Source organism: Massilia sp. GER05 (assembly GCF_052056005.1).
GTDB lineage: Bacteria > Pseudomonadota > Gammaproteobacteria > Burkholderiales > Burkholderiaceae_D > Telluria > Telluria orientalis.
The window spans coordinates 5,752,144-5,772,153 of record NZ_CP178858.1; the positions used below are offsets into that span (position 1 = coordinate 5,752,144).

Sequence of the window (20,010 nt, forward strand, 5' to 3'; positions counted from 1 at the left end):
AGAACCGGTCGCATAGCTCCCAAAAGGAAATGAATCATGGCTATCAATAAAATGCCTAGGATCACATTCCAGGCACACAGTCAGGCCGGCGACGACTGCTGGCATTCGGTCGTGATTTCGCTGTTGCGCGGGCTGGCGGCTATCGAGGTTGCCGCCGCGCACCTGCGCGCGGATGTGTACCCGAGCTTGCGTACGGTCGTGGATCCATCGATCTGGTTCAAAGGATTCACGTTCGCTACCGGCTTTGCGCACCATGCGGTACTGGTGTTTTTCGTCATCAGCGGCTGGCTGGTGGGGGGCAGCCTGCTGGACAAGATCCGGCAGCCCGATGCGATTGTCGGCTATGGGATCGACCGTGTAACACGTCTGTGGACGGTGCTGGTGCCGACCTTCGTGTTGACACTGCTGTTCGGCTTCGCCACCGGGATCGTGGATGCGCAAGACATCGATTTTCATCCTGCCAACGATTACTCCGCCGTGGTGTTCGGCGCCAACCTGGTCGGCCTGCAAACCATCGCCGTGCCTGCGTTCGGCGGCAACTTCCCGCTCTGGAGCCTCGCCAACGAGACCTGGTATTACATCCTGTTCCCGCTCCTGGTCGTGCTGTTGCGCGCACCTGGCCGCGCCCTGCGCGTAGCGTGCGGTGCCACGCTTCTCGTGCTGGCAGCCCTGTTGCCCGCCGCGATCGTCGGCTACTTCGGCATCTGGTTGCTGGGCGTGACATTTTCGCGGATCCGGATCGAGTGCAGCACCGGGCAGCGCACGGGCTGGTTGATACTGGTCGCCGCGCTGTGGGCGTATTACCGGCTGACTGGCGACATGAACGCGTTCACCCTTGCCAACCTCCTGCCGGATCTCGGGTGCAGCCTGGTATTCCTGGTGCTTTTGTCGAGCCTGCAATTCAAGGCCGCCGCAACGTCCAGGCTGCGGCCGCGCCTGAGCAGGATCGGCACCTTCTTCGCGGAATTCTCCTTCAGCCTCTATGTTGTGCACGTGCCGCTGATCGGCCTGCTGCAGCATTGGACATTGAAGCGCTGGGGGCTGCGCGAGTTGTCGCCGCACGAGCCGCTGCACTTCGCGATCTATCTGGCCATGCTGGCCACATTGCTTGTGGGTGCCTATTTATCATACCGGCTGTTCGAATCGCACACTTACCAGATTCGGCGGCTGCTCAAGCGCATGCTGCTGCAGCGCCCTGCCCGCACGCCCGTCGCACCGACCTTTCGCGCCGATTGAAGCCCGCGGACGGCTCGGCGCGCGCCTTCAGGGACGGGACGCGATGTCGACCAGGGATTGGCCGAACTGCGGGTAATTGTGGGCGGCGCTATATTTTTCCTGCCAATCGGCGCGCGCACGCGTCCGGTAGGCCACAGCCGACGCCCTGTCCCGGAAGCGCGCCAGCGCACTGGCGATGGTCGCGACGTCAGGATCGGCCGGGATCAGGATGCCATTGCTTTCATTGACGATTTCGCTGTTGCCGCCAACGTCGGTTGCCACCATCGGAATGCCGACCGAACTCGCCTCCATGAGACTGACAGGGATCCCTTCGCTCGAACTGACGTTAATGAATACATCAAAGGTTTGCTCCCGGTACAGCTTCATCACGTCTTCCTGCGCAAGATAGCCCGTGAACACGACCTCGGCGCGCATTCCCCCCAGCTTCGACTGGGCGTATGCCTGGAGCTCCTCGAACAGCCCGCCGTCCCCGATATGGGTCCACCGGACACTCAGCGATGGGGCTGCCTCCAGCAGGTGCGCAATCGCATCGACGATGAGATGCAGGCGCTTCTCCTCCACGACGAAGGAACACGAGACGACGGAGAGCGCTTCCTCGTGCGGCTGCGCATTCTCGAACCCGGGGTCATCCACGCCGAGGCGCGCGGTGAAGCACTTGCGTGCCGCCGCAGGATGCTCGCGCGCCACGTAGGCCCGGCCATGGTCGGAAATGCTGAAGACAGCGTCGATCCCGGCCAACACCCCCTGCCGCAAGCCTGCATACCCACCGCTGCGCTTGTCCTCGTACAGGTCGCCGCGATGGGCTCGCGACACCACCTTGAGCGAGGGCTGGTACACATTCCGGAAACGGATCGCGCCAGCGATTTCCGGGAACATCCAGTAAAAATAAACGATGTCGATTTTCTTGTTCGCGTACTGAACCTGCTCGACCAGAAAGCGCTCGAACAGGCGGGCGCGGTACAGGGCGCGCGCCAATTCCTTTACGTTCTCCCAGCGGTGCGCGCCGCGCATGACACGCCGCGCATCGTCGAGCCACGCGTAGCGCCACAGTCCTCCCAAGAATGAACTGACCAGCATGAAGCGTCGCTTCATGCCCCAACGCGCATTCGCGTAGTCGAGGTTGACCGGTAGCGAGGTCGGGCGCGGCGCGGCGTCCCGCGAGTAGAAACCCGGCACGAGTTCGACATGCGCGAAACACTGGGCAAGATATTCCAGCTCGGCCTTGATGAAGGCTTCATTCCGGCCGTAAGGGTAAGATGTGGTCACCACCAGTATGCGTTCCTGTTTCATTCACTCGTCTCCATCGACAAAGGTCTCGACATCGGTGCGCGCGCCACTCGCCTCCGCCCGCTTCGCGGCCATGATCTTCCTGTACATGACCACGGTATAAAGGGCAGTGATCGAGAACGCGACCGTCGACGCGAGTGCCGCACCGCTCGTTCCCATGACTGGAATGGCGAGGACGCCGCAGATGGCATTGATCACCAGGCACAAGATAGCGCCTTGGATATTCACTCTTTGAAATCCCATCCCGGCAAGGGCATTCGAAATGATGCTCATATAGCTCCAGGTGACGATCCCCGGCAGCAGAATGATGAACGGTGCGACACTGCCCCGGAAATCCTTGCCGAATGCGAGCGGGATCGCGAATGACGAGATGGCGGCAGCGGCCAGCGCGCCGGCCAACGTCACCTGCACGACCAGTCTCGCCACTTTCGTCACCATGGCTTCCAGCGCCTCCGGCGACCTGCTGTTGGCGGCCGACTCCGGGTACACGATCGACGACGCGGCGCCCGAGAACAGCCACAGCATCTCCGCCAGCTGTACCGCCAATGCGTAGAATCCAGTCGCGGTGGCGCCCAACATGAAGCTGACGAGATACAACGCGAGCCTGTAGTTAAGAAAGGTGATGACATTGCTGACGTGAGCGCGCAGCCCGAACGCAACCGCAGCGCGCAACCGGTACTGGCCGGTGGCGCCAGGCGCGATTTTCCCGAGCCGCGCTTCGCTCATCAGCCAGAGCGACAGTTGGCCGATGATGTGGCACGTCACGACGGCCGCCACGCTGACGCTGCCGGTCAGCCCCAATAAGGCAACCGCGGCGAAAAAAATGAACGGGTGGATCAACAGCGTTCTGTTGTAGGTGTGATAGTCACGCTGGCCCCGGATCATCGACGATGACCATCCTGCCAGCAGCAGCAGCGGGAACAGGAGACTGGCATACAGGGCCAGGCCTTTGTGTATGCCGGGAAGGTAACGGGCAATTCGTTGCTCGCTGCCGGCCGCCAGTACCAGCGCGACGACCACCCATAGCAGGGCTGCAAGAAGCCAGTTCGCGGCGCGCATCTGCCGCGGATTGCCGGAACCGGAGCTCAGGTGGTACACGTGGCTCGCACCCATGCCGAGGTTGAGAAATGCGTACAGCGCCTGGGGCAGCAGCATCGCCGTGGCCAGCACCCCGTTACCCGCCGGCCCGAGCAACCGCGCGGTGATGCACATCCCGGCAAAGTACAGGGAACCTGACAGGATCTGGCGGGCGACAGTCGCACCTATGGTGGCAGACAGGTTCAAGTGCGAATCCGGGGATCGCCCCAATGAGAACGCTGCAAACAGGCTTCGCATCATGGTCTTCATCGCTAGGCCGAGTAGCCCAGCTGCGCCGCCTCGTCGATGTACTGCGTACGACCGGCGCCAATTCGCAAGGCCATGTCGTTGAACAGCACCCCGCGCGGCGAAAGGCCTGCATGATTCAGGCGCTTGATCGATTCCGTGATCTCGGCGTCGGTCGTGACGCGCGCGCGCGCGAGGAGGAATATGGCACCGGCGTGATTGCCGATGATGAGGGCGTCGGAGGCCAGCAGGACTGGCGGCGTGTCGATCAGCACCAGGTCGTAGTTGGCGCCAGCGGCTTCGAGTAACGTGCTGAAATTCACGTGCAGCAAAAAGTCCGAGCGGTTCGGCGGCAACGGGCCCGTCGGGATGAAGTCGAGATTCTCGAAGACCTCGTGGTGCACGACGTCTTCGATCCGCATCGATCCATTGATGGCCTTGGACAATCCCTGGTCGCGGCTGACGCCGAAGTAGCGGTGCAGGTGGCCGCTGCGGAAGTCCGCATCGATCAGCAACACCCGCTTGCCGCTGGCCGCCATCACGGCTGCGAAGTTCGTCAGCACGAAGGACCTGCCGAGGCCGTGGGTCGGCCCGGCGAACATGACGATGTTGTTCCTGAAGTGGGGCATCGCGAACTGCAGGGCAGCCCGGAAGCTGCGCAGGCTTTCCACGGCGGCGTCCCCGGGAATGACACGGGCCAGCAGAGGCATGGGCTCCATGCCGCCCCGCGCCTTGTGCATCAGCTTGTCCTGGTTGCTGCTGTGCGGGATCGTGGCATAGACCACACGGGCATGCAGCAAGCGCTCGATCTTCTGCGGATCGTCGATGCCGCCCTTCATCGCATTGCGTGCAAACGCGACCATGGTGCCGAGCAAGAGCCCCGTGACCACCGCGAGCGCGACGATCAAGGGACGGTTCGGCTTGAGCGGCTTTTCGGGCGGCACCGGCTCATCGACCATGCGCACGTTGCTCACCCGGCCCACCGAAATCAGTCGCAACTGCTGGGCCGTGTTCGACAGTGCCGTGTACAGGTCCGTGCTGACCTTGATGTCCCGGGTCAGTCGCGCTTCTTCCTGCTCCAGTGCCGGCAAGGCCTTGATGCGCGCGTTGACTTCATCGATTTCCGCCTGGGCTTCCTTGCGCTGGCGATTGATGGTCGCGATGATCGGATGGTCTTCCGTGAAGCGTCCCAGCAATTCGGTTTTTTTCTGGATCAGGTCGAGGCTGCGGGTGCGCGTCGCTGCCGCCTGCGCGAGCATTTCCTTGGCCTCTTCCTGCAGGTCCACGGTGCCGTGGGTGTTGCGGAATTGGTTGTAACGGTCTTCGGCCTGCTCGAGCTGGCGCTTGAGGATCGGCAGTTGCTGGTTCAGGAAGGCCAGCGACTTTTCCGCTTCCTCGGTCTTGCGCGCCAGATTCTGGCGCATGTACTCGCGCCCGATCTCGCGCAGGACCGCGTAGGTGCGCTGGGCATTCTCGCCCTGCAGCTTGACCTCGATCACGCCGGACTGCTTGCCCTGTTCCGAGATCACGAGGGCGCTCTGGATCGCCTGGATCATGGCCACCCTCGAGATGCGGCGCAGGCGGAAACGCGCGCCGGCCTTCGCCTGGATCCGATCGACCTTCAGCTCGATGGTCCCCTCCGGCGTCGGTACGCGGTAGCGCTGGCCGACGATGCCGTCGAAAACGGTGCGCTGCCCGCCGCCGGAAAAACGGAAGCGCCCGCTCCCCAATGACGTCAGTGCGAACTCGCGGCCCAGCCAGGCCTCGGGTACCTCGAAAAGCGAAACTTCGGCCCTTTCCCCACCCCAGACATAGCCGCCGTAGCCGAACAGTCCCGGTTCGGACAGCGCGCCGCTGTTCTGGTTGGCGAACCAGAATCCGGCGACAGGGAAATACTTCGGCTGCGTGTCGATGTACAGCTGCAGGTTGTCGATTGCGCGCGATACGACCATCCGCGAGCGCAGCAACTCCATCTCGGCGATGGCTGCCTTCTTGGTCTCGAACAGCGACGACGCTTCGCTGAGGATGTTCTTCGTGGCGTTCGGGCTCTCCTCCTCGACGTGTATCAGCAGGTCCGCTTCGAACACCGGCATCGCAAGCAGCGCGTACAGTACGGCTGTCAGCGTGATGAGGGCCGTGATTCCGCCGATCAGCCAGCGGCTGTCATAGAGTGTGTGCAGGTGGCTCTTGAGGTCGAAAGGCGGGTCGTTTGCCCCACCCGCTGTCGCGCGCGGATCGAAAGGGACACTGATGATAGGCGGCGTATGGACCACAGGTGTCAGGGAATGCGACTCGCCGAGGGTGCTCATGGTCATGCTCCTGCAGGGTTCCGTGTGCGTGATCAAGCGTGCGTTCGTGTGCGCGGGTTTCAGGGCCGCGTGGTGGCGCTGACGGCCGACGTCAGTGCGCCCGGAAACAGGAGGCTCAGGTTCCGGTTCCAGTTAGCCAGGGGCGTCGCTGCCACGTAGACGATGTCCTTGGGCTGCAATTCGAAGCCTTCGGCCAGCGCCAGCGAACTGGCCTCGCGGGCGTCGAGCCGGAACACGCGGGTCCGGCCGGACGTCTTGCGCACCACGTAGACCTGCCGCGCATCGCCGCTCAGCGGACTGATGCCGCCGCTCTCGCCGAGCGCCTCGTTCAGCGTGAGGCGCCCATCGTGCATCGTCAGCGCCTTGGGCGTGATGACCTCGCCGGAAACGAAGACCTTGCTTTCGTCTCGCGATTGCACGCGGACCACGTCGCCCGGCTTGAGCATGACCAGTCCGGGATTGATGCCCTTCTGCACGAGGTCGCGCAGGTTGACGCGGTAGCGCTGCTGGCTGCGCTCGAGGACGATCCTGCTCTGGTCGGCGGTGGGCAGCAGGCCGCCGGCACGGTTGAGCGCCTCGACGAGGGTCATCGGGATGTCGTTGATGGCTTGCAGGCCGGGTGCCTTGACCTCGCCGTCGATGTACACGCGCTTGCTGCGGTAGGACTGGACCCGCAACGTGACGTTCGGGCCCGCAAGATACCTGGAAAGTTTCTTCGTCAGGACCGCGCGGGCCTCCTCCTCGGTCAGGCCCTCGACGGGCACGAGGCCGATGAGCGGAAACTGGATGCGCCCGAGATGGTCGACCACGAAACCCGGCGGCGCCGCGTTCGCTCCGCTGGGATCGGGTGCGCCAGGGGACGCGTTTACGGCAGTCCCGGCCAGTTCAGGGTGGTCCCAGACCACGATGGACAGCACGTCGCCGCTGCCGATCGCGTAGGGCGCCGGATTCTGCACGAGCAGCTCGTCCAGGCCCTGGTTGGCCACGTCCTGATGCTGCTGCCGTTCCACGGTGATCAGTTGTTCCGTGATCATTTCTGTCGGCGGCGCGGGTTCGTCGGTCCCCGCTTTGTCCTGCGAGCGGAACTGGATAACGGGGGCGCATCCGCCTAAGGCGAGCGCCAGCAAGGCGGCCGCCATAAATTGCGTAGAGGAAGCTCTCATGATTTGCCTGTCGGAATGTGCTGCCAACCCCTGGCGATCCGAGTCAGGGTAAGCCCGCTACCCGGAATGGCTTTGGCGCACGTCAAACGGCAGGCTCAGGTCAGCATTAACGCCAGCGGCAACAGTTTGCCCGCGAGTGTGCGTATAGGCGGCGGGGAAATAAAAATACCCGCATCGAACTTCGATGCGGGTATCGTTCTCGCTAGTGCGAGATGAGCGGATCAGCGTAAGCCGGTGCGATCAGTACTCGTAAGCGCCGACATCGACTGCCGCGCCGCGCGGACGGGCCACGCCTGCGAAATCGATCACCGGTGCCTTGGCCGACGTGCCGCGGTCGATTGCGGGCGAGCTGCTGTACACGCGGTAGTCGCCGGTGCCGTTCGCCAGGTAATTCCTGAACAGCGGATCCGACGAAATCGAACCGGACACGGAACCTTTCACTTTCCAGCTGGTGCCGCTGCGTGCGACCAGGTTGTTGGCATAACGGTTGTTACCGCCCATCTTGCCCATTTCGATCACGCCGTAAGCACGGTTGTCGTAGACGATATTGTTGGCGACGTAGTTGTTGGCAGAGCCGGTCGTGGTGCCCGCGTCGCCCTGGCCCAGCAGGATACCGATCTTGTTGTGGAACGACGTGTTGTTGACGATCGTCGACGCGGTGGCGCCGTGCCATTGCTGGATACCGGCCATTGCAACGCCCGAGACAATATTGTTCGTGACGACGTTGTTGGCATTGGCGATATAGATGCCCTGGATCGTATTGCATGCGCCGATATAGCGATAACCGATGTTGCGAACCACGTTGCGGTCGATGAGGACGTTACCGACCGGACCATACGTGTCGATCGCTGCGCCGCCGCTGCCGTTGCAGCCGCCGCTGACCGTCAGATCGTGGATGTAGTTGTTCTTGAACGTCAGGTACGCCCCCGAAGCCAGGAGACCGTGACGGCCCGAGCCGGTGATCTGGAAGCCGTCGATATCGACATAGCTGCCGCGCGAGTCCCACGTGATGCCGGTGCCCGACACGACGATCTTGGCGCCCCACTTCACATCCGACACGAAGCGGATACGCGCGCTCGAGGTGCCGCTCTTCCGGGTCACGATGCCGGCATTGCTTAAGGAAGGTGCCGACACATAATATGTACCAGCGGCAACGTGGACCGTCGATCCAGCGCTTGCCAGCGCGTCCGCACGCGTGATCGTCTTCACTGGCGCTGCCTGCGTGCCTGGGTTGGAATCGGAGCCCGTGGGCGATACGTAGATGTTAGTGGCTGCAACTGCGCTCCCACCGACTGCCAGCAACGCGACAGCGCCAAAGCACGACAACAGGTTGATACGAACGTTCGGAACAAGCTTGACTGCGTTTTGCATTTAACTGCCTCAACAAGTGAAAGGAGTAGCTTTGAGGCGTGGAAACTTCCTAAGTTCAATGAATTTGCAGAAAAATTTTTTAGGAGTAACAAACAATACAAAGAAATTTCCCCTGCGAAAAATTTCTTAGGAGGATATTCATTTATTGTTTGCTATCCCGTGACGCAGGCGTGGGACGGTCGCTGAAGGGCTGGACGGTGGGAATGCTGGACGAGCGACATGAACGCTGAAACATGTCGCATGCTTCAGCGTTCGAATGAGAACAGGATTGGTCGCGGCTCTGTGGCCGCGCCGACCACGGAGGTCAGCGCATCTCTTCCATCAGCCGCAGGGCACCTGCGAAACGCCACACGCGCCGCAGTTCGATCACATCGTAGTTCGCCGCGACGTTCGGCGGAAACGCCGAGTAACGCGCGTTCAGGCGCACGATGCGGCGCACGAAGTCGTCGATGTCGGCTCGGCCGCTGGAGCGCAGGATGGTCACGTCCTCGACACTGCCGTCGCTCCGGATGGCCACGCTGACGATGGGATCGGTGCGCACCACGTCGGCCGACAGTTGGGCGTCGCTCAGAACGGCGTTACGCTCGATTTTCTGGCGCACGCTGTCCATGTACATGCGCAGCGGAATGTCGTGGCGCGCCGCCTCGGCCAGGGCGCGCCGAACGGCACGTGCCGCGTCCTCGGCGGGCTGCACGGCCCGCGGCACGGGTTTCAGGATGTCGATGCCGCGCGTCATCTCGCGCGCACGCGAGGCCAGGTCGCTGCCCAGCGCGCCGCGCGGGAACGTGCCGTTGCCGCGCCCGGCGCCATCGCCGCTGCCGCCGTCCGCGCCTGCGCGCGCGGGGCCCGGTGCCGCGGCGTCGGGAACGGCACGCTCGCGTGCCTGGCGGGCCTGCTCCTGGGCCAGTCGGGCGTTCTCTTCCGCCTGGCGCCGTGCCGCCTGTTCGGCCTGGGCATGTTCCTGGCGCGACCTTTCTTCAGCGAGCCGGCGGGCCCGTTCCTGATCCGCCAGCTGTTGCCGGACGGTCTCCTCCGCGCGGCGTTGCTCGGCCAACTGCTGCGCGCGCGCCTGCTCGGCTTGCTCGATACGCTGCTGCTCGGCCAATTGCCGCGCCCGCTCCTGCTCCGCTTGCTGAATACGCTGCTGTTCGGCCAGCTGTTGTGCCCGCTCCTGCTCGGCTTGCCGGATACGCTGCTGTTCGGCCAGCTGTTGTGCCCGCTCCTGCTCGGCTTGCTGGATACGCTGCTGTTCGGCCAGCTGTTGTGCCCGCTCCTGCTCGACTTGCTGAATGCGCTGCTGTTCGGCCAGCTGTTGTGCCCGCTCCTGCTCGACTTGCTGAATGCGCTGCTGTTCGGCCAGCTCTTGTGCCCGCTCCTGCTCGGCTTGCCGGATACGCTGCTGTTCAGCCAGCTGTTGTGCCGTTTCCTGCTCCGCCTGCCGGATACGCTGCTGCTCGGCGAGCTGCTGCGCCCGCTCCTGCTCGGCCTGCCGAAGGCGGCGCTGCTCTTCCCGGCGCCGCTCTTCCTCTTCCTGGCGTACCCTCGCCTGCGCTTCCTCGGCCGCGCGCTGCCCGGCCAGCGCCGTCTCGTATTGCGCGGATTGCTCGGCGAGACGCTGGCGTTGCTGCTCGGCCTCGGCCCGCAGCCTGTCCTCGGCCTCGGCCCGCAGGCGGGCTTCGTCCGCTTCGCGCCGCAGCGCCCGCTCCTGCTCGCGTTCTTCCGCCACGCGGGCGCGCTCGGCCCGTGCGGATTCTTGCGCCATCGCATCGTCCTCGACGGGTGCATCGGCCTCGGCCGGCGGCTCGGCGCGGGCCACCGGGTCTGGCACGGGATCGGGCTCGACAGCCGGCAGCGGCACGTCGAACGTGTTGTCCTGATGGGTTTCCTGAGCGATCACCCGCGTGTGCAATCCGTCGGCCACGCGCGTGGCAGGCGGTTTGCGGCGGCGTTTGACGACGCGCCGCAGCGGCGGCGCGGGCGTGGGTGCCGGTGCCTTGGGCGCCGGTACCGGCACGACGGGATCGACGACCGTGAAACCGTGGCGCGCTGTGGCCGGCTGCTTCGGCGGAAAGGGCAGCGGCGCCGCTGCCGCGGGCGCAGATGTGGCTGCGGCGGGCGCAGGTGCGGCTGCGGCTGCGGCGGGCGCAGGTGCGGCTGCGGCGGGCGGCAACGCAGGTACCGGCGGCGGTGGCACGGGCGACGGGGCCGGCGCAGGCACCGCTGGCGTCGTCAGCCGGACCGATATCGGACCGCCGGGTCCCGGCCGTAACCCGGGAATGCCGAACTGCAGGGACAGTACGAGGGCATGCAGCAGCAGGGAAACCAGCACGCCCATTGCCAGCCTGCGCTCGGACGCATCATTGGATAGCACAGGTCGTACCGCAGTGGCATTGGGCATGCTGGTCGTGTCGCGTCAGGAGATGAAGAAATGAAATGTTGCTGTATTGATAGCACAGCTTACACGCGACAGTAAAGGGGGCGCGCGCAAATGGGGGCGCGCACGGTTCGGAACGCTGTTTGCAATCCCGGCTACAATGAATTGGACCGATCAGCAGCCAGAGGTTCGCATGTCGCCAGGATTTATTTTCGCTACGGGTATCGAAAACAGCATCCCCACGATCGACAACGGTCGCGTGCGTATGGACGAGATGGAAAAGTGCGGCCACTACAAATACTGGCGCACGGACTTCGACCTCGTGCAGGAACTCGGGTTGAAAGTCCTGCGCTACGGGCCGCCCTTGCACAAGACGTGGCTCGGGCCCAAGCGCTACGACTGGGAATTCGCCGACCTGGCGCTCAACGACCTGCGCCAGCGCAACATCGCATCGATCGTCGACCTGTGCCACTTCGGCGTGCCCGACTGGATCGGCAACTTCCAGAATCCGGATTTTCCCGAATTGTTCGCCGAGTATGCCGGCACCTTCGCGCGGCGCTACCCGTGGCTGCAGTTGTACACGCCGATCAACGAGATGTCGATCTGCGCCCTCTTCTCCGCCCTGTACGGCTGGTGGAACGAGCAGTTGACGACGGACCGCGGCTTCGTCACGGCGACGAAGAACCTCGTCAAGGCAAACATCCTGGCCATGCATGCGATCCTGCAAGTGCGTCCGGACGCCCTGTTCGTACAAAGCGAATCGACGGAATACTTTCACGCCGAAAGCCCGTCCGCCATCGGCCCCGCCGAGCTGTACAACGCCCGCCGCTTCCTGTCGCTGGACCTGAATTACGGCCGCCGCGTCGATTCCGAAATGTACGAATACATGATGGACAACGGCATGACGCGCGAGGAGTATCACTTCTTCCTGAACAATAATCTGAAGCACCACTGCATCATGGGCAACGATTATTACCAGACCAACGAGCACTATGTGTCGGCGGACGGGCTGACGCGGGCGGCGGGAGAGATTTTCGGCTATGCGGTCATCACGCACCAGTACTACAACCGCTACCGGCTGCCCGTGATGCACACGGAAACGAACTTGTGCGAAGGGCCGCGCGGCGACGAGGCCGTGCACTGGCTGCGCAAGGAGTGGGCGAACGTCCTGCGCGTGCGCAACAACGGCGTGCCGCTCGTCGGGTTCACCTGGTATTCGCTGACGGACCAGGTCGACTGGGACACGGCCCTGCGCGAGAACAACGGCAACGTCAATGCGCTGGGCCTGTTCGATCTCAACCGCAAGATCCGTCCCGTCGGCATCGCCTACAAGGAGCTCGTGCGCGCGTGGATGGAAGTGCTGCCGACGCAAAGCGTCTGCCTGCAAGTGCCGATCGTGATGCCGCACGAATTCCAGCGCCATGTGCCGCCGCCGAGCGGCTGGCCATTCGACGACGACGCAACCCTGGCGCCGCGCACCGAAGAGCGCGAGTAATCGATTAGTGTTCGCTGGGCCCGAACGTGTAGGTATCGCCGTGCGCCAGGTAAACGACCTGCTGGTCGAGTCCGGCCGCTTTCACTTCCCGTGCGAAGTCCGACAGCGGGGACTTGAACACGTCGTAGTCGTCGTAATGGATGGGAATCGTCTTTTTCGGCTGGACGATCTGCATCAGGGTCACGCCGTCCTTGCCGTCCATCGTGACCTTGAAGACACCCAGGATGCGCGTGCCGCCCAGGTGCAGCAGGGCCAGATCGACACCGGGAAACCGCTGCGGGATCGCCTTCAGGTCGTCGTAAATCAGCGTATCGCCGCTGACATACATGCGATAGGCCGGGGCCGCCGTGTTCGGGCCGAAGTCGAGGACCGATCCCATCACCGAGGGCAGCAGCGCCTGCATGCCCGCCTTGCCGTGGCGGCCCGGGGCTGCCGTGATGCGCAGCCGGGCCTCGCCTTTTTCGACGTCGATCCGGTCCCACGTCGACAGGCCGAACGTGCGCTGGAAGCCCATGTCCTTGAGCTTGTTCGCCGCCGACTTGGTCGTAATGATGGGAATGTTCTTGTCGAGTTTTTCCTGCACGAGCTTGTCGAAGTGATCCTCGTGCAAGTGCGACAGCACGACGAGATCGATCGGCGGCAACTGTTCGAGAGTCAGGGCAGGATTCGTGAGGCGTTCGGACGTGATGCCGTAGCCGAGGTGCACGTGGTCGCCCTTGTGCAGGAAATTGGGATCCGTCAGGATCGTGAAGCCCTGGTAGCGGATCAGCACCGTCGCGGTGCCGATGAACTGGACGGTGCCGTTCGCTTCAGCGGGCGCGCCCGCCGGTGGCAGCCTGAGCGCGAGCGTGGCGGATTCGGGCGCCTTCGTTTGCGCGTGTGCGACCGCGCAACCCGACAGGAACATCACCATCGTCAACACCGCCCGGACCATCACCATGCCGCCTCCTTGCCATTGTCGAGTCAAGGCTAGCATGGGGGTTTGCACGCCGGCGTTCGCTAGCCTGCAGTCAACGAAAGGATGGGGGATGGCCTGCCCAGCTGGGTTCGAACCAGCGACCCTCAGCTTAGAAGGCTGATGCTCTATCCAACTGAGCTATGGGCAGTATGGCTTCATAAATGAAAACGGGCCGTCGAGGACAGCCCGTTTGCAAACGGTGGTCGGAGTACAAGGATTCGAACCTTGGACCCCCTGCTCCCAAAGCAGGTGCGCTACCGGGCTGCGCTACACTCCGATTGGGACGATCATACCCCGCCGGGAGGGAGGCGTCAATGAAGGGGCTCGCCCCGGCGGATGGTCAGACTTCGAAGCGCGCGGCGATGCGTTTGGCCATCGACTCGGCCAGTTCCGCGTTCTTCGCCTCCACCATGACGCGCACGAGCGGTTCCGTGCCGGACGGGCGGATCAGCACGCGGCCATTGTCGCCCAGTTCGCGCTCGACGTTTTCCTTCTCCGCCACGACAGCCGCGTTCTTCGTCCAGTCGGTACCCGGCTGCACGCGCACGTTGATCAGGGTCTGCGGATACAGCGTCAGGTCGCTGCAGCACTCGGCCAGGCCCTGGCCGGAACGCTTGAGCGCGGTCAGGACCTGCAGTGCCGACACGATGCCGTCGCCGGTCGTATGCTTGTCCAGTGCCAGCAGGTGGCCCGAGCCTTCGCCGCCCAGCAGCCAGCCGCGGTCCTGCATCATTTCCAGCACGTAGCGGTCGCCGACCTTCGCGCGCGCGAAGCCGATGCCCATGTCCTTGAACGCCACTTCCAGCGCCATATTGGTCATCAGGGTGCCGACGGCACCGGCCACCGGGCCGGTCGCCATGCGCGCGCGCACCATCACGTACAGCAGCTCGTCGCCGTTGTACAGGCGGCCTTTGGCGTCGCACATGATCAAACGGTCGGCGTCGCCGTCCAGCGCGATGCCGAGGTCGGCCTCGTGCTCGACGACCGCGGCCGCCATCGCCTTCGGTGCCGTCGCGCCGACGCCGTCGTTGATGTTGAAGCCGTCCGGCTTGGTGCCCAGCTCGATGACTTCGGCGCCCAGTTCATGGAACACGTGCGGCGCAATGTTGTAGGCGGCGCCGTGGGCGCAGTCGACGACGATTTTCAGGCCGCGCAGGTCGAGCTCGTTCGGGAACGTGCTCTTGCAGAATTCGATGTAACGGCCCTGCGCGTCGCGCAGGCGCGTGGCCCGGCCCAGCTTTTCCGACGACACGCAGCCCATCGGCTGGTCGATCATCTCCTCGATTTCGAGCTCGACGGCATCGGGCAGCTTGGTGCCATGGCCGGAGAAGAACTTGATGCCGTTGTCCTGGAAAGGATTGTGCGAGGCCGAAATCACGACGCCCGCCTGCAGGCGCAGTGCGCGCGTCAGGTACGCGATGGCCGGGGTCGGCATCGGGCCGGCCAGCATCACGTCGACGCCGGCTGCCGAGAAACCGGCTTCCAACGCCGCTTCCAGCATGTAGCCGGAAATGCGCGTGTCCTTGCCGATCAGGACCGTGGGACGTTCGCTGGTGCCGGCCTTGTCCTTGGCCAGCACCTTGCCGGCGGCATAGCCCAGCCGCATCACGAAGTCAGGGGTGATGGGCGACTTGCCCACCAGGCCGCGTACGCCATCGGTACCGAAATATTTGCGTGCCATTAATTAAATTCTCTTCATCTATTGATTATTCGTAGTGGCCGCTTGCCAGACTTTCAGCGCATCCACCGTCTCTGCCACATCATGGACCCGTACGATCCGGGCGCCCTGCGCTACCGCAGCGAGCGCACCGGCCAGGCTGCCGGCCAGCCGCTGCTCGACGCTGCGGCCCGTCACGGCGCCGATCATCGATTTGCGCGACAGGCCCGCCAATACGGGCAGGCCGAGTTCGCTTTCCATGCGATTTATGCTCCGGAGCAAAGCATAATTATGCTCGACACTCTTCCCAAAACCAAATCCGGGATCAATCGTGATGCGTTCGCGTGCCACACCCGCCGCCAGCAGCGCATCGATCCGCTCGCGCAGGAACGCGATCACGTCGGCCACGACGTCGACGTATTCGGGCTGTGCCTGCATGTCCTGCGGGGTGCCCTGCATATGCATCACGCACAGCCCGCAGTCGCCGTCCTTCACGGCCTCGATCGCGCCGGGCGCCCGGAAGCCGTTGATGTCGTTGATCATGTCGGCGCCCGCGATGATCGCCTCGCGCATCACCTCGGGCTTGCAGGTATCGATCGACAGCGGATAGCCCAGTTCGCGCAACGCGTAGATCGCCGGCATGACGCGGCGCAGTTCTTCGTCGATGGGGACGCTGGGCGAGCCCGGCCGCGTGGATTCGCCGCCGATGTCGATGATGTCGACGCCGTCCTTGATCATCTGTTCGGCCCGCTCCACGGCGAATTCGAGGCCCTGGTAGCGGCCGCCGTCGGAAAAGGAATCGGGGGTGACGTTGAGGATGCCCATGACCAGCGGGCGCTGGGCGAGGTTATAGCCGAAACGGCCGCACTGCAGGTATTGACGCATGACGAAAAACCAACGGAATAAAGAATAAAAAGGCACCCGCTCGGGGTGCCTTTTCGAGGAGAGACCGCGCTGGTCAGGCCGGGGCGGTCGCGTTCGGGGCGACGCCGCTGTCGCTCGGAGGCGTGCGCTTGGTCAGGACCACCGACTTCGGCGGGCGCGGCTCGCGGCCGGCCATGATGTCGTTGATCTGGTCGGCATCGATGGTTTCCCATTCGAGCAGCGCCTTCGTCATCACTTCGACCTTGTCGCGGTTTTCTTCCAGCAGGCGACGGGCCAGCGTGTACTGCGTGTCGAGGATGTTGCGAATCTCGGCATCGACCTTTTGCTGCGTCGCTTCGGAGATGGTCTTCACGGAGCCGCCGAAGAAGCCTTCGTTCGGATCATCCTCGTAGACCATCACGCCCATGCTTTCCGACATGCCGAAACGGGTCACCATCGAGCGGGCCAGCTTGGTCGCGCGGGCGAAGTCGTTCGATGCGCCGGTCGACATCTGGCCGACGAAGATCTCCTCGGCGATACGGCCGCCGAACAGGATCGAGATCTCTTCCAGCATCTTGTCCTTGTAGCCGGACAGGCTGTCGTGCTCCGGCAACTGCCAGGTCAGGCCGAGGGCATAGCCGCGCGGCATGATCGTGACCTTGTGCACCGGATCGGCCTTCGGCAGCAGCTTGGCGATCACCGCGTGGCCCGACTCGTGGTACGCGGTGTTGCGGCGCTCTTCCTCGCGCATGACCATCGACTTGCGCTCCGGACCCATGAAGATCTTGTCCTTCGCGTCTTCGAAGTCGCTCATCTCGACCAGGCGCTTGCTGCGGCGCGCGGCGAACAGCGCGGCTTCGTTGACGAGGTTGGCCAGGTCGGCGCCGGAGAAGCCCGGGGTGCCGCGCGCCAGGATGTCCGCCTTCACGTCGGTGCCGATCGGCACTTTACGCATGTGCACATTCAGGATCTGCTCGCGGCCGCGGATGTCCGGCAGGCCCACCATCACCTGGCGGTCGAAACGGCCCGGACGCAGCAGCGCCTTGTCCAGCACGTCGGCACGGTTGGTCGCGGCGATCACGATCACGCCCGACGATGCCTCGAAGCCGTCCATCTCGACCAGCAGCTGGTTCAGCGTCTGTTCGCGCTCGTCGTTGCCGCCGCCCATGCCGGCGCCACGGTGGCGGCCGACGGCGTCGATCTCGTCGATGAAGATGATGCACGGCGAGTGTTTTTTCGCATTCTCGAACATGTCGCGCACGCGGGACGCGCCCACGCCGACGAACATCTCGACGAAGTCCGAACCGGAGATCGAGAAGAACGGGACCTTGGCTTCGCCGGCGATGGCGCGGGCCAGCAGCGTCTTACCGGTACCCGGGGGACCAACCATCAGCACGCCGCGCGGGATGCGGCCGCCCAGTTTCTGGAACTTGGTCGGATCCTTCAGGAAATCGACGATCTCGCCCACTTCTTCCTTCGCTTCGTCGCAGCCGGCGACGTCGGCGAACGTGACGGTGTTGTTCGTCTCGTCCATCATGCGCGCCTTCGACTTGCCGAACGAGAACGCCCCGCCCTTGCCGCCGCCCTGCATCTGGCGCATGAAGAACACCCAGACACCGATCAGGAGCAGCATCGGGAACCAGGAAATGAAGACTTGCTGGAGGAACGACGGTTCCTCGGGCGGCTTGACGTCGAAGCGCACGTTGTTGTCGCGCAGGTCGCCGATCAGGCCGCGGTCGAGCATGGTCGCGGTGGTGCGGACCTTGGTGTCGTCGGTGCGGGTCGCGGTGATGCTCGAACCTTCGATCACGACGTCCTTGATGCGTTTCGCCTTGACGTCATCGAGCAGCTCGGAATAAGCAATGGTCTTGCTGCCGCCCGCGACGCTGTGGTTGTCGAACTGCTTGAACAGCATGAACAACAGCAGCGCGACGACCACCCAGATGGCGGATTTGGAAAACATATTATTCACGAAGACTCCTCTGATGCGAACGCATCTTTTCCCATTTTTTCAAAGGCAGATTTTACCGCAATAAGCAGCCCGTGCCACGCACGACCGCCATAGTGCCTTCCGGGACGTTGAAAAACCTGCTGCGCGTTGCACTGTCGTGCTGCGATGCTCGCTGTACTCTCGTACAGCTGCGCTTCTCACACAACATTGCGGCCGCTCGCGACGGTTTTTCAAGGTTCCCTTTTCTCCACTATAGCCGGTTTTTATTTCCGTTGCGCAGCCATGATGCACACAGACGTGGCTGTCCTTTGCTGATGTGCGGTTGTACTGCAGGAAATCAAGGGCGTTTCCGTCGATTTTCGCAATTTCAGGCGGCCGGATTTTTCAACCCACGCCCCAGCAGGAAAATTTCCGAGGATTTGTCGCGGCTGGCCTTCGGTTTGATCTGTTTGACGACCTTGAATTCGGTGCGGAACTTCTCCAGGACCTGGGTGAATCCCATGTCCTTGAAGCATTTCACCAACAATGCCCCTGAAGGTTTGAGGTGCATTTGAGAGAACTCAATAGCGAGATCGATCAAATCCTCCATGCGCGCCGCATCCGCCGACGGAATACCGGACAGATTCGGCGCCATGTCGGACAACACGAGGTCGGCCATGCGGCCTTCGAGAACGCCCGCCAGCTCGTCGAGCACCTCCTGCTCGCGGAAATCGCCCTGGATGAAATGCATGTCGGCGATCGGCTCCATCGGCAGGATGTCCAGGCCGATCATCGTGCCCTTGATGCCGCCCTCCTCGCCGCCGGCCAGCTTGCGCCGCGTGTACTGGCCCCAGCTGCCGGGCGTGCAGCCGAGGTCGACGATCACCTGGCCCGCCTTGATGAGCTTTTCGCTTTCGTCGATTTCCTTCAGCTTGTAGGCCGCACGGGCCCGATAGCCCTCTTTCTGTGCCAATTTGACATACGGATCGTTGATGTGATCGTGGATCCAGTTTTTATTGAATTTGTTCTTGGCCATTCGCGTAAAATACTGCTTTTAATAGGTATCTCAAAATAACATCATGATCAAACTTACACCGGTCGAGCGTGCAGCGCTGCGTGCGGAAGCCCACGGCCTCAATCCTGTCGTCATGATCGGCGCAGACGGCCTGACCGAGGCCGTCATGAAGGAAATCGCGTCCAGCCTCGACGCACACGGCCTCATCAAGGTACGCGTGTTCGGCGACGACCGTGAAGAACGCATCGCGATCTACGAACGCATCTGCGCGGAACTCGACGCCGCGCCGGTCCAGCACATCGGCAAGCTGCTCGTGCTGTACCGCCCGAAGAAGGATGACATCAAGGAACGTTCGACGAAGGCCGGTAAGGGCCTGCGCGAAGTTACCATCGTCAAGCCGAGCCCGAGCGGCACCAAGAAGCCGACCGTAACCAAGGTCCTGCTGAAAGGTAACGAGCGCGTCACGCAAGGCGGCAACATCAAACGGGCCAAGCCACGTCAGGCCAGCACCAAGAAGACGGCCCTGAAATAAGCCGTGTTCACCAAAAATTAACCGGGGCCGCTACCCCGGTTTTTTTATGCCTCAGCGGGCCTTCACAACAAGAAGCGCACCAAGGATGCTCTCGGCCAGGTACAACACCTGCGAGACCCCGTGCAGCGCCGCGAACGTCCCCCACTGCGGCGACGCCCGCACGCCGGCCGGCCCGGCCGCTGCGCGGATCGCCGCCATCATCGGCTGCAGGCCCAGGTAGACGACGAGGCTGCATGCCAGCATGCCGGCGATCAGCGCATACAGCCAGCGCTTGCGCCGCGCGTCGACATCCGCCGCACGCGACGTCAGCAGCGCCAGCGGCACGGCGAGCGCGATCGCCAGCCAGGCCGAGCGCGTCAACATGACGCCGACGACATTGCCGGCCTGCGTGCTGTCGAGCACGGCAAAGGCGCTCGGCGCGGCCAGGTAGCTGACGGCCCACACGCTGCCGGCCCACAGGGCGGCCAGCAGCAGGCGCGCATTGGCAAGCATCGTG

At 63.5% G+C, this 20,010-nt stretch carries 15 protein-coding genes, 2 tRNA genes and 1 pseudogene; 3 read left to right on the forward strand and 15 right to left on the reverse strand.

The features are described from left to right. Positions 1–36 precede the first annotated feature (36 nt). On the forward strand, positions 37–1,236 hold the full coding sequence (locus ACL58G_RS25390; RefSeq protein WP_440963592.1) for an acyltransferase family protein: 1,200 nt from the start codon (positions 37–39) through the stop codon (positions 1,234–1,236). A 27-nt stretch (positions 1,237–1,263) separates the two neighbouring features. Here ACL58G_RS25390 and ACL58G_RS25395 read toward each other — a convergent pair whose 3' ends face one another. The 7 genes and pseudogenes from ACL58G_RS25395 to ACL58G_RS25425 all read right to left on the reverse strand — a co-directional run bounded on the left by ACL58G_RS25395 (position 1,264) and on the right by ACL58G_RS25425 (position 11,087). Continuing rightward, entirely contained in the window at positions 1,264–2,526 is a 1,263-nt protein-coding gene (locus ACL58G_RS25395; protein ID WP_440963593.1) for a glycosyltransferase, read from the reverse strand. Next, entirely contained in the window at positions 2,527–3,807 is a 1,281-nt protein-coding gene (locus ACL58G_RS25400; protein WP_440963594.1) for a lipopolysaccharide biosynthesis protein, read from the reverse strand. 65 nt (positions 3,808–3,872) lie between these two features. Further along, complete coding sequence (locus ACL58G_RS25405) at positions 3,873–6,155, reverse strand: polysaccharide biosynthesis tyrosine autokinase (RefSeq protein WP_440963595.1); 2,283 nt, start codon at positions 6,153–6,155, stop codon at positions 3,873–3,875. A gap of 59 nt (positions 6,156–6,214) precedes the next feature. Beyond that, on the reverse strand, positions 6,215–7,318 hold the full coding sequence (locus tag ACL58G_RS25410) for a polysaccharide biosynthesis/export family protein (protein ID WP_413387776.1): 1,104 nt from the start codon (positions 7,316–7,318) through the stop codon (positions 6,215–6,217). Positions 7,319–7,558: 240 nt separating this feature from the next. Then, positions 7,559–8,419, reverse strand: coding sequence for a choice-of-anchor Q domain-containing protein (locus ACL58G_RS25415; RefSeq protein WP_413389090.1), 861 nt, complete (start codon positions 8,417–8,419; stop codon positions 7,559–7,561). Positions 8,420–8,446: 27 nt separating this feature from the next. Beyond that, positions 8,447–8,689 (reverse strand): annotated as a pseudogene (locus tag ACL58G_RS25420) (DUF1565 domain-containing protein); the annotation flags it as partial. Between the two features lie 304 nt (positions 8,690–8,993). Continuing rightward, positions 8,994–11,087 (reverse strand): TonB C-terminal domain-containing protein, encoded by a 2,094-nt coding sequence (locus ACL58G_RS25425; protein ID WP_440963596.1) that lies wholly within the window; start codon positions 11,085–11,087, stop codon positions 8,994–8,996. Between the two features lie 241 nt (positions 11,088–11,328). Between ACL58G_RS25425 and ACL58G_RS25430 the strand changes: the two genes are divergently transcribed. Then, positions 11,329–12,558 carry a family 1 glycosylhydrolase gene (locus tag ACL58G_RS25430; RefSeq protein WP_413387774.1) on the forward strand — a complete coding sequence of 410 codons (1,230 nt, stop codon included), beginning with the start codon at positions 11,329–11,331 and terminating at the stop codon, positions 12,556–12,558. A 4-nt stretch (positions 12,559–12,562) separates the two neighbouring features. On the opposite strand, the gene ACL58G_RS25435 is transcribed toward ACL58G_RS25430, so the two are convergent. The 7 genes from ACL58G_RS25435 to ACL58G_RS25465 form a co-directional block, all read right to left on the reverse strand. After that, a complete protein-coding gene (locus ACL58G_RS25435) occupies positions 12,563–13,498 on the reverse strand; it encodes an MBL fold metallo-hydrolase (protein WP_440963597.1) in 936 nt (311 codons plus the stop codon). Positions 13,499–13,587: 89 nt separating this feature from the next. Further along, a tRNA-Arg gene (locus tag ACL58G_RS25440) sits at positions 13,588–13,664 on the reverse strand. Between the two features lie 52 nt (positions 13,665–13,716). Next, a tRNA-Pro gene (locus ACL58G_RS25445) sits at positions 13,717–13,793 on the reverse strand. Between the two features lie 63 nt (positions 13,794–13,856). After that, the gene (gene glmM, locus ACL58G_RS25450) at positions 13,857–15,197 is read right to left on the reverse strand and encodes a phosphoglucosamine mutase (protein WP_056127993.1); all 1,341 of its coding nucleotides are present in this window, start codon (positions 15,195–15,197) and stop codon (positions 13,857–13,859) included. An 18-nt stretch (positions 15,198–15,215) separates the two neighbouring features. Next, complete coding sequence (gene folP, locus ACL58G_RS25455) at positions 15,216–16,058, reverse strand: dihydropteroate synthase (RefSeq protein WP_413387692.1); 843 nt, start codon at positions 16,056–16,058, stop codon at positions 15,216–15,218. A 73-nt stretch (positions 16,059–16,131) separates the two neighbouring features. Continuing rightward, positions 16,132–18,009, reverse strand: coding sequence for an ATP-dependent zinc metalloprotease FtsH (gene ftsH / locus ACL58G_RS25460; RefSeq protein ID WP_036234132.1), 1,878 nt, complete (start codon positions 18,007–18,009; stop codon positions 16,132–16,134). A 346-nt stretch (positions 18,010–18,355) separates the two neighbouring features. Continuing rightward, positions 18,356–19,003: an RlmE family RNA methyltransferase gene (locus tag ACL58G_RS25465; RefSeq protein WP_413387691.1), complete on the reverse strand. Its 648-nt coding sequence runs from the start codon at positions 19,001–19,003 to the stop codon at positions 18,356–18,358. A 43-nt stretch (positions 19,004–19,046) separates the two neighbouring features. Between ACL58G_RS25465 and yhbY the strand changes: the two genes are divergently transcribed. Beyond that, on the forward strand, positions 19,047–19,514 hold the full coding sequence (yhbY, locus tag ACL58G_RS25470) for a ribosome assembly RNA-binding protein YhbY (RefSeq protein WP_440963598.1): 468 nt from the start codon (positions 19,047–19,049) through the stop codon (positions 19,512–19,514). Between the two features lie 51 nt (positions 19,515–19,565). Here the strand turns inward: yhbY and ACL58G_RS25475 are convergent, their stop codons facing one another. Further along, positions 19,566–20,006, reverse strand: coding sequence for a DUF4149 domain-containing protein (locus ACL58G_RS25475; protein WP_440963599.1), 441 nt, complete (start codon positions 20,004–20,006; stop codon positions 19,566–19,568). Between the last annotated feature and the right edge of the window lie 4 nt (positions 20,007–20,010).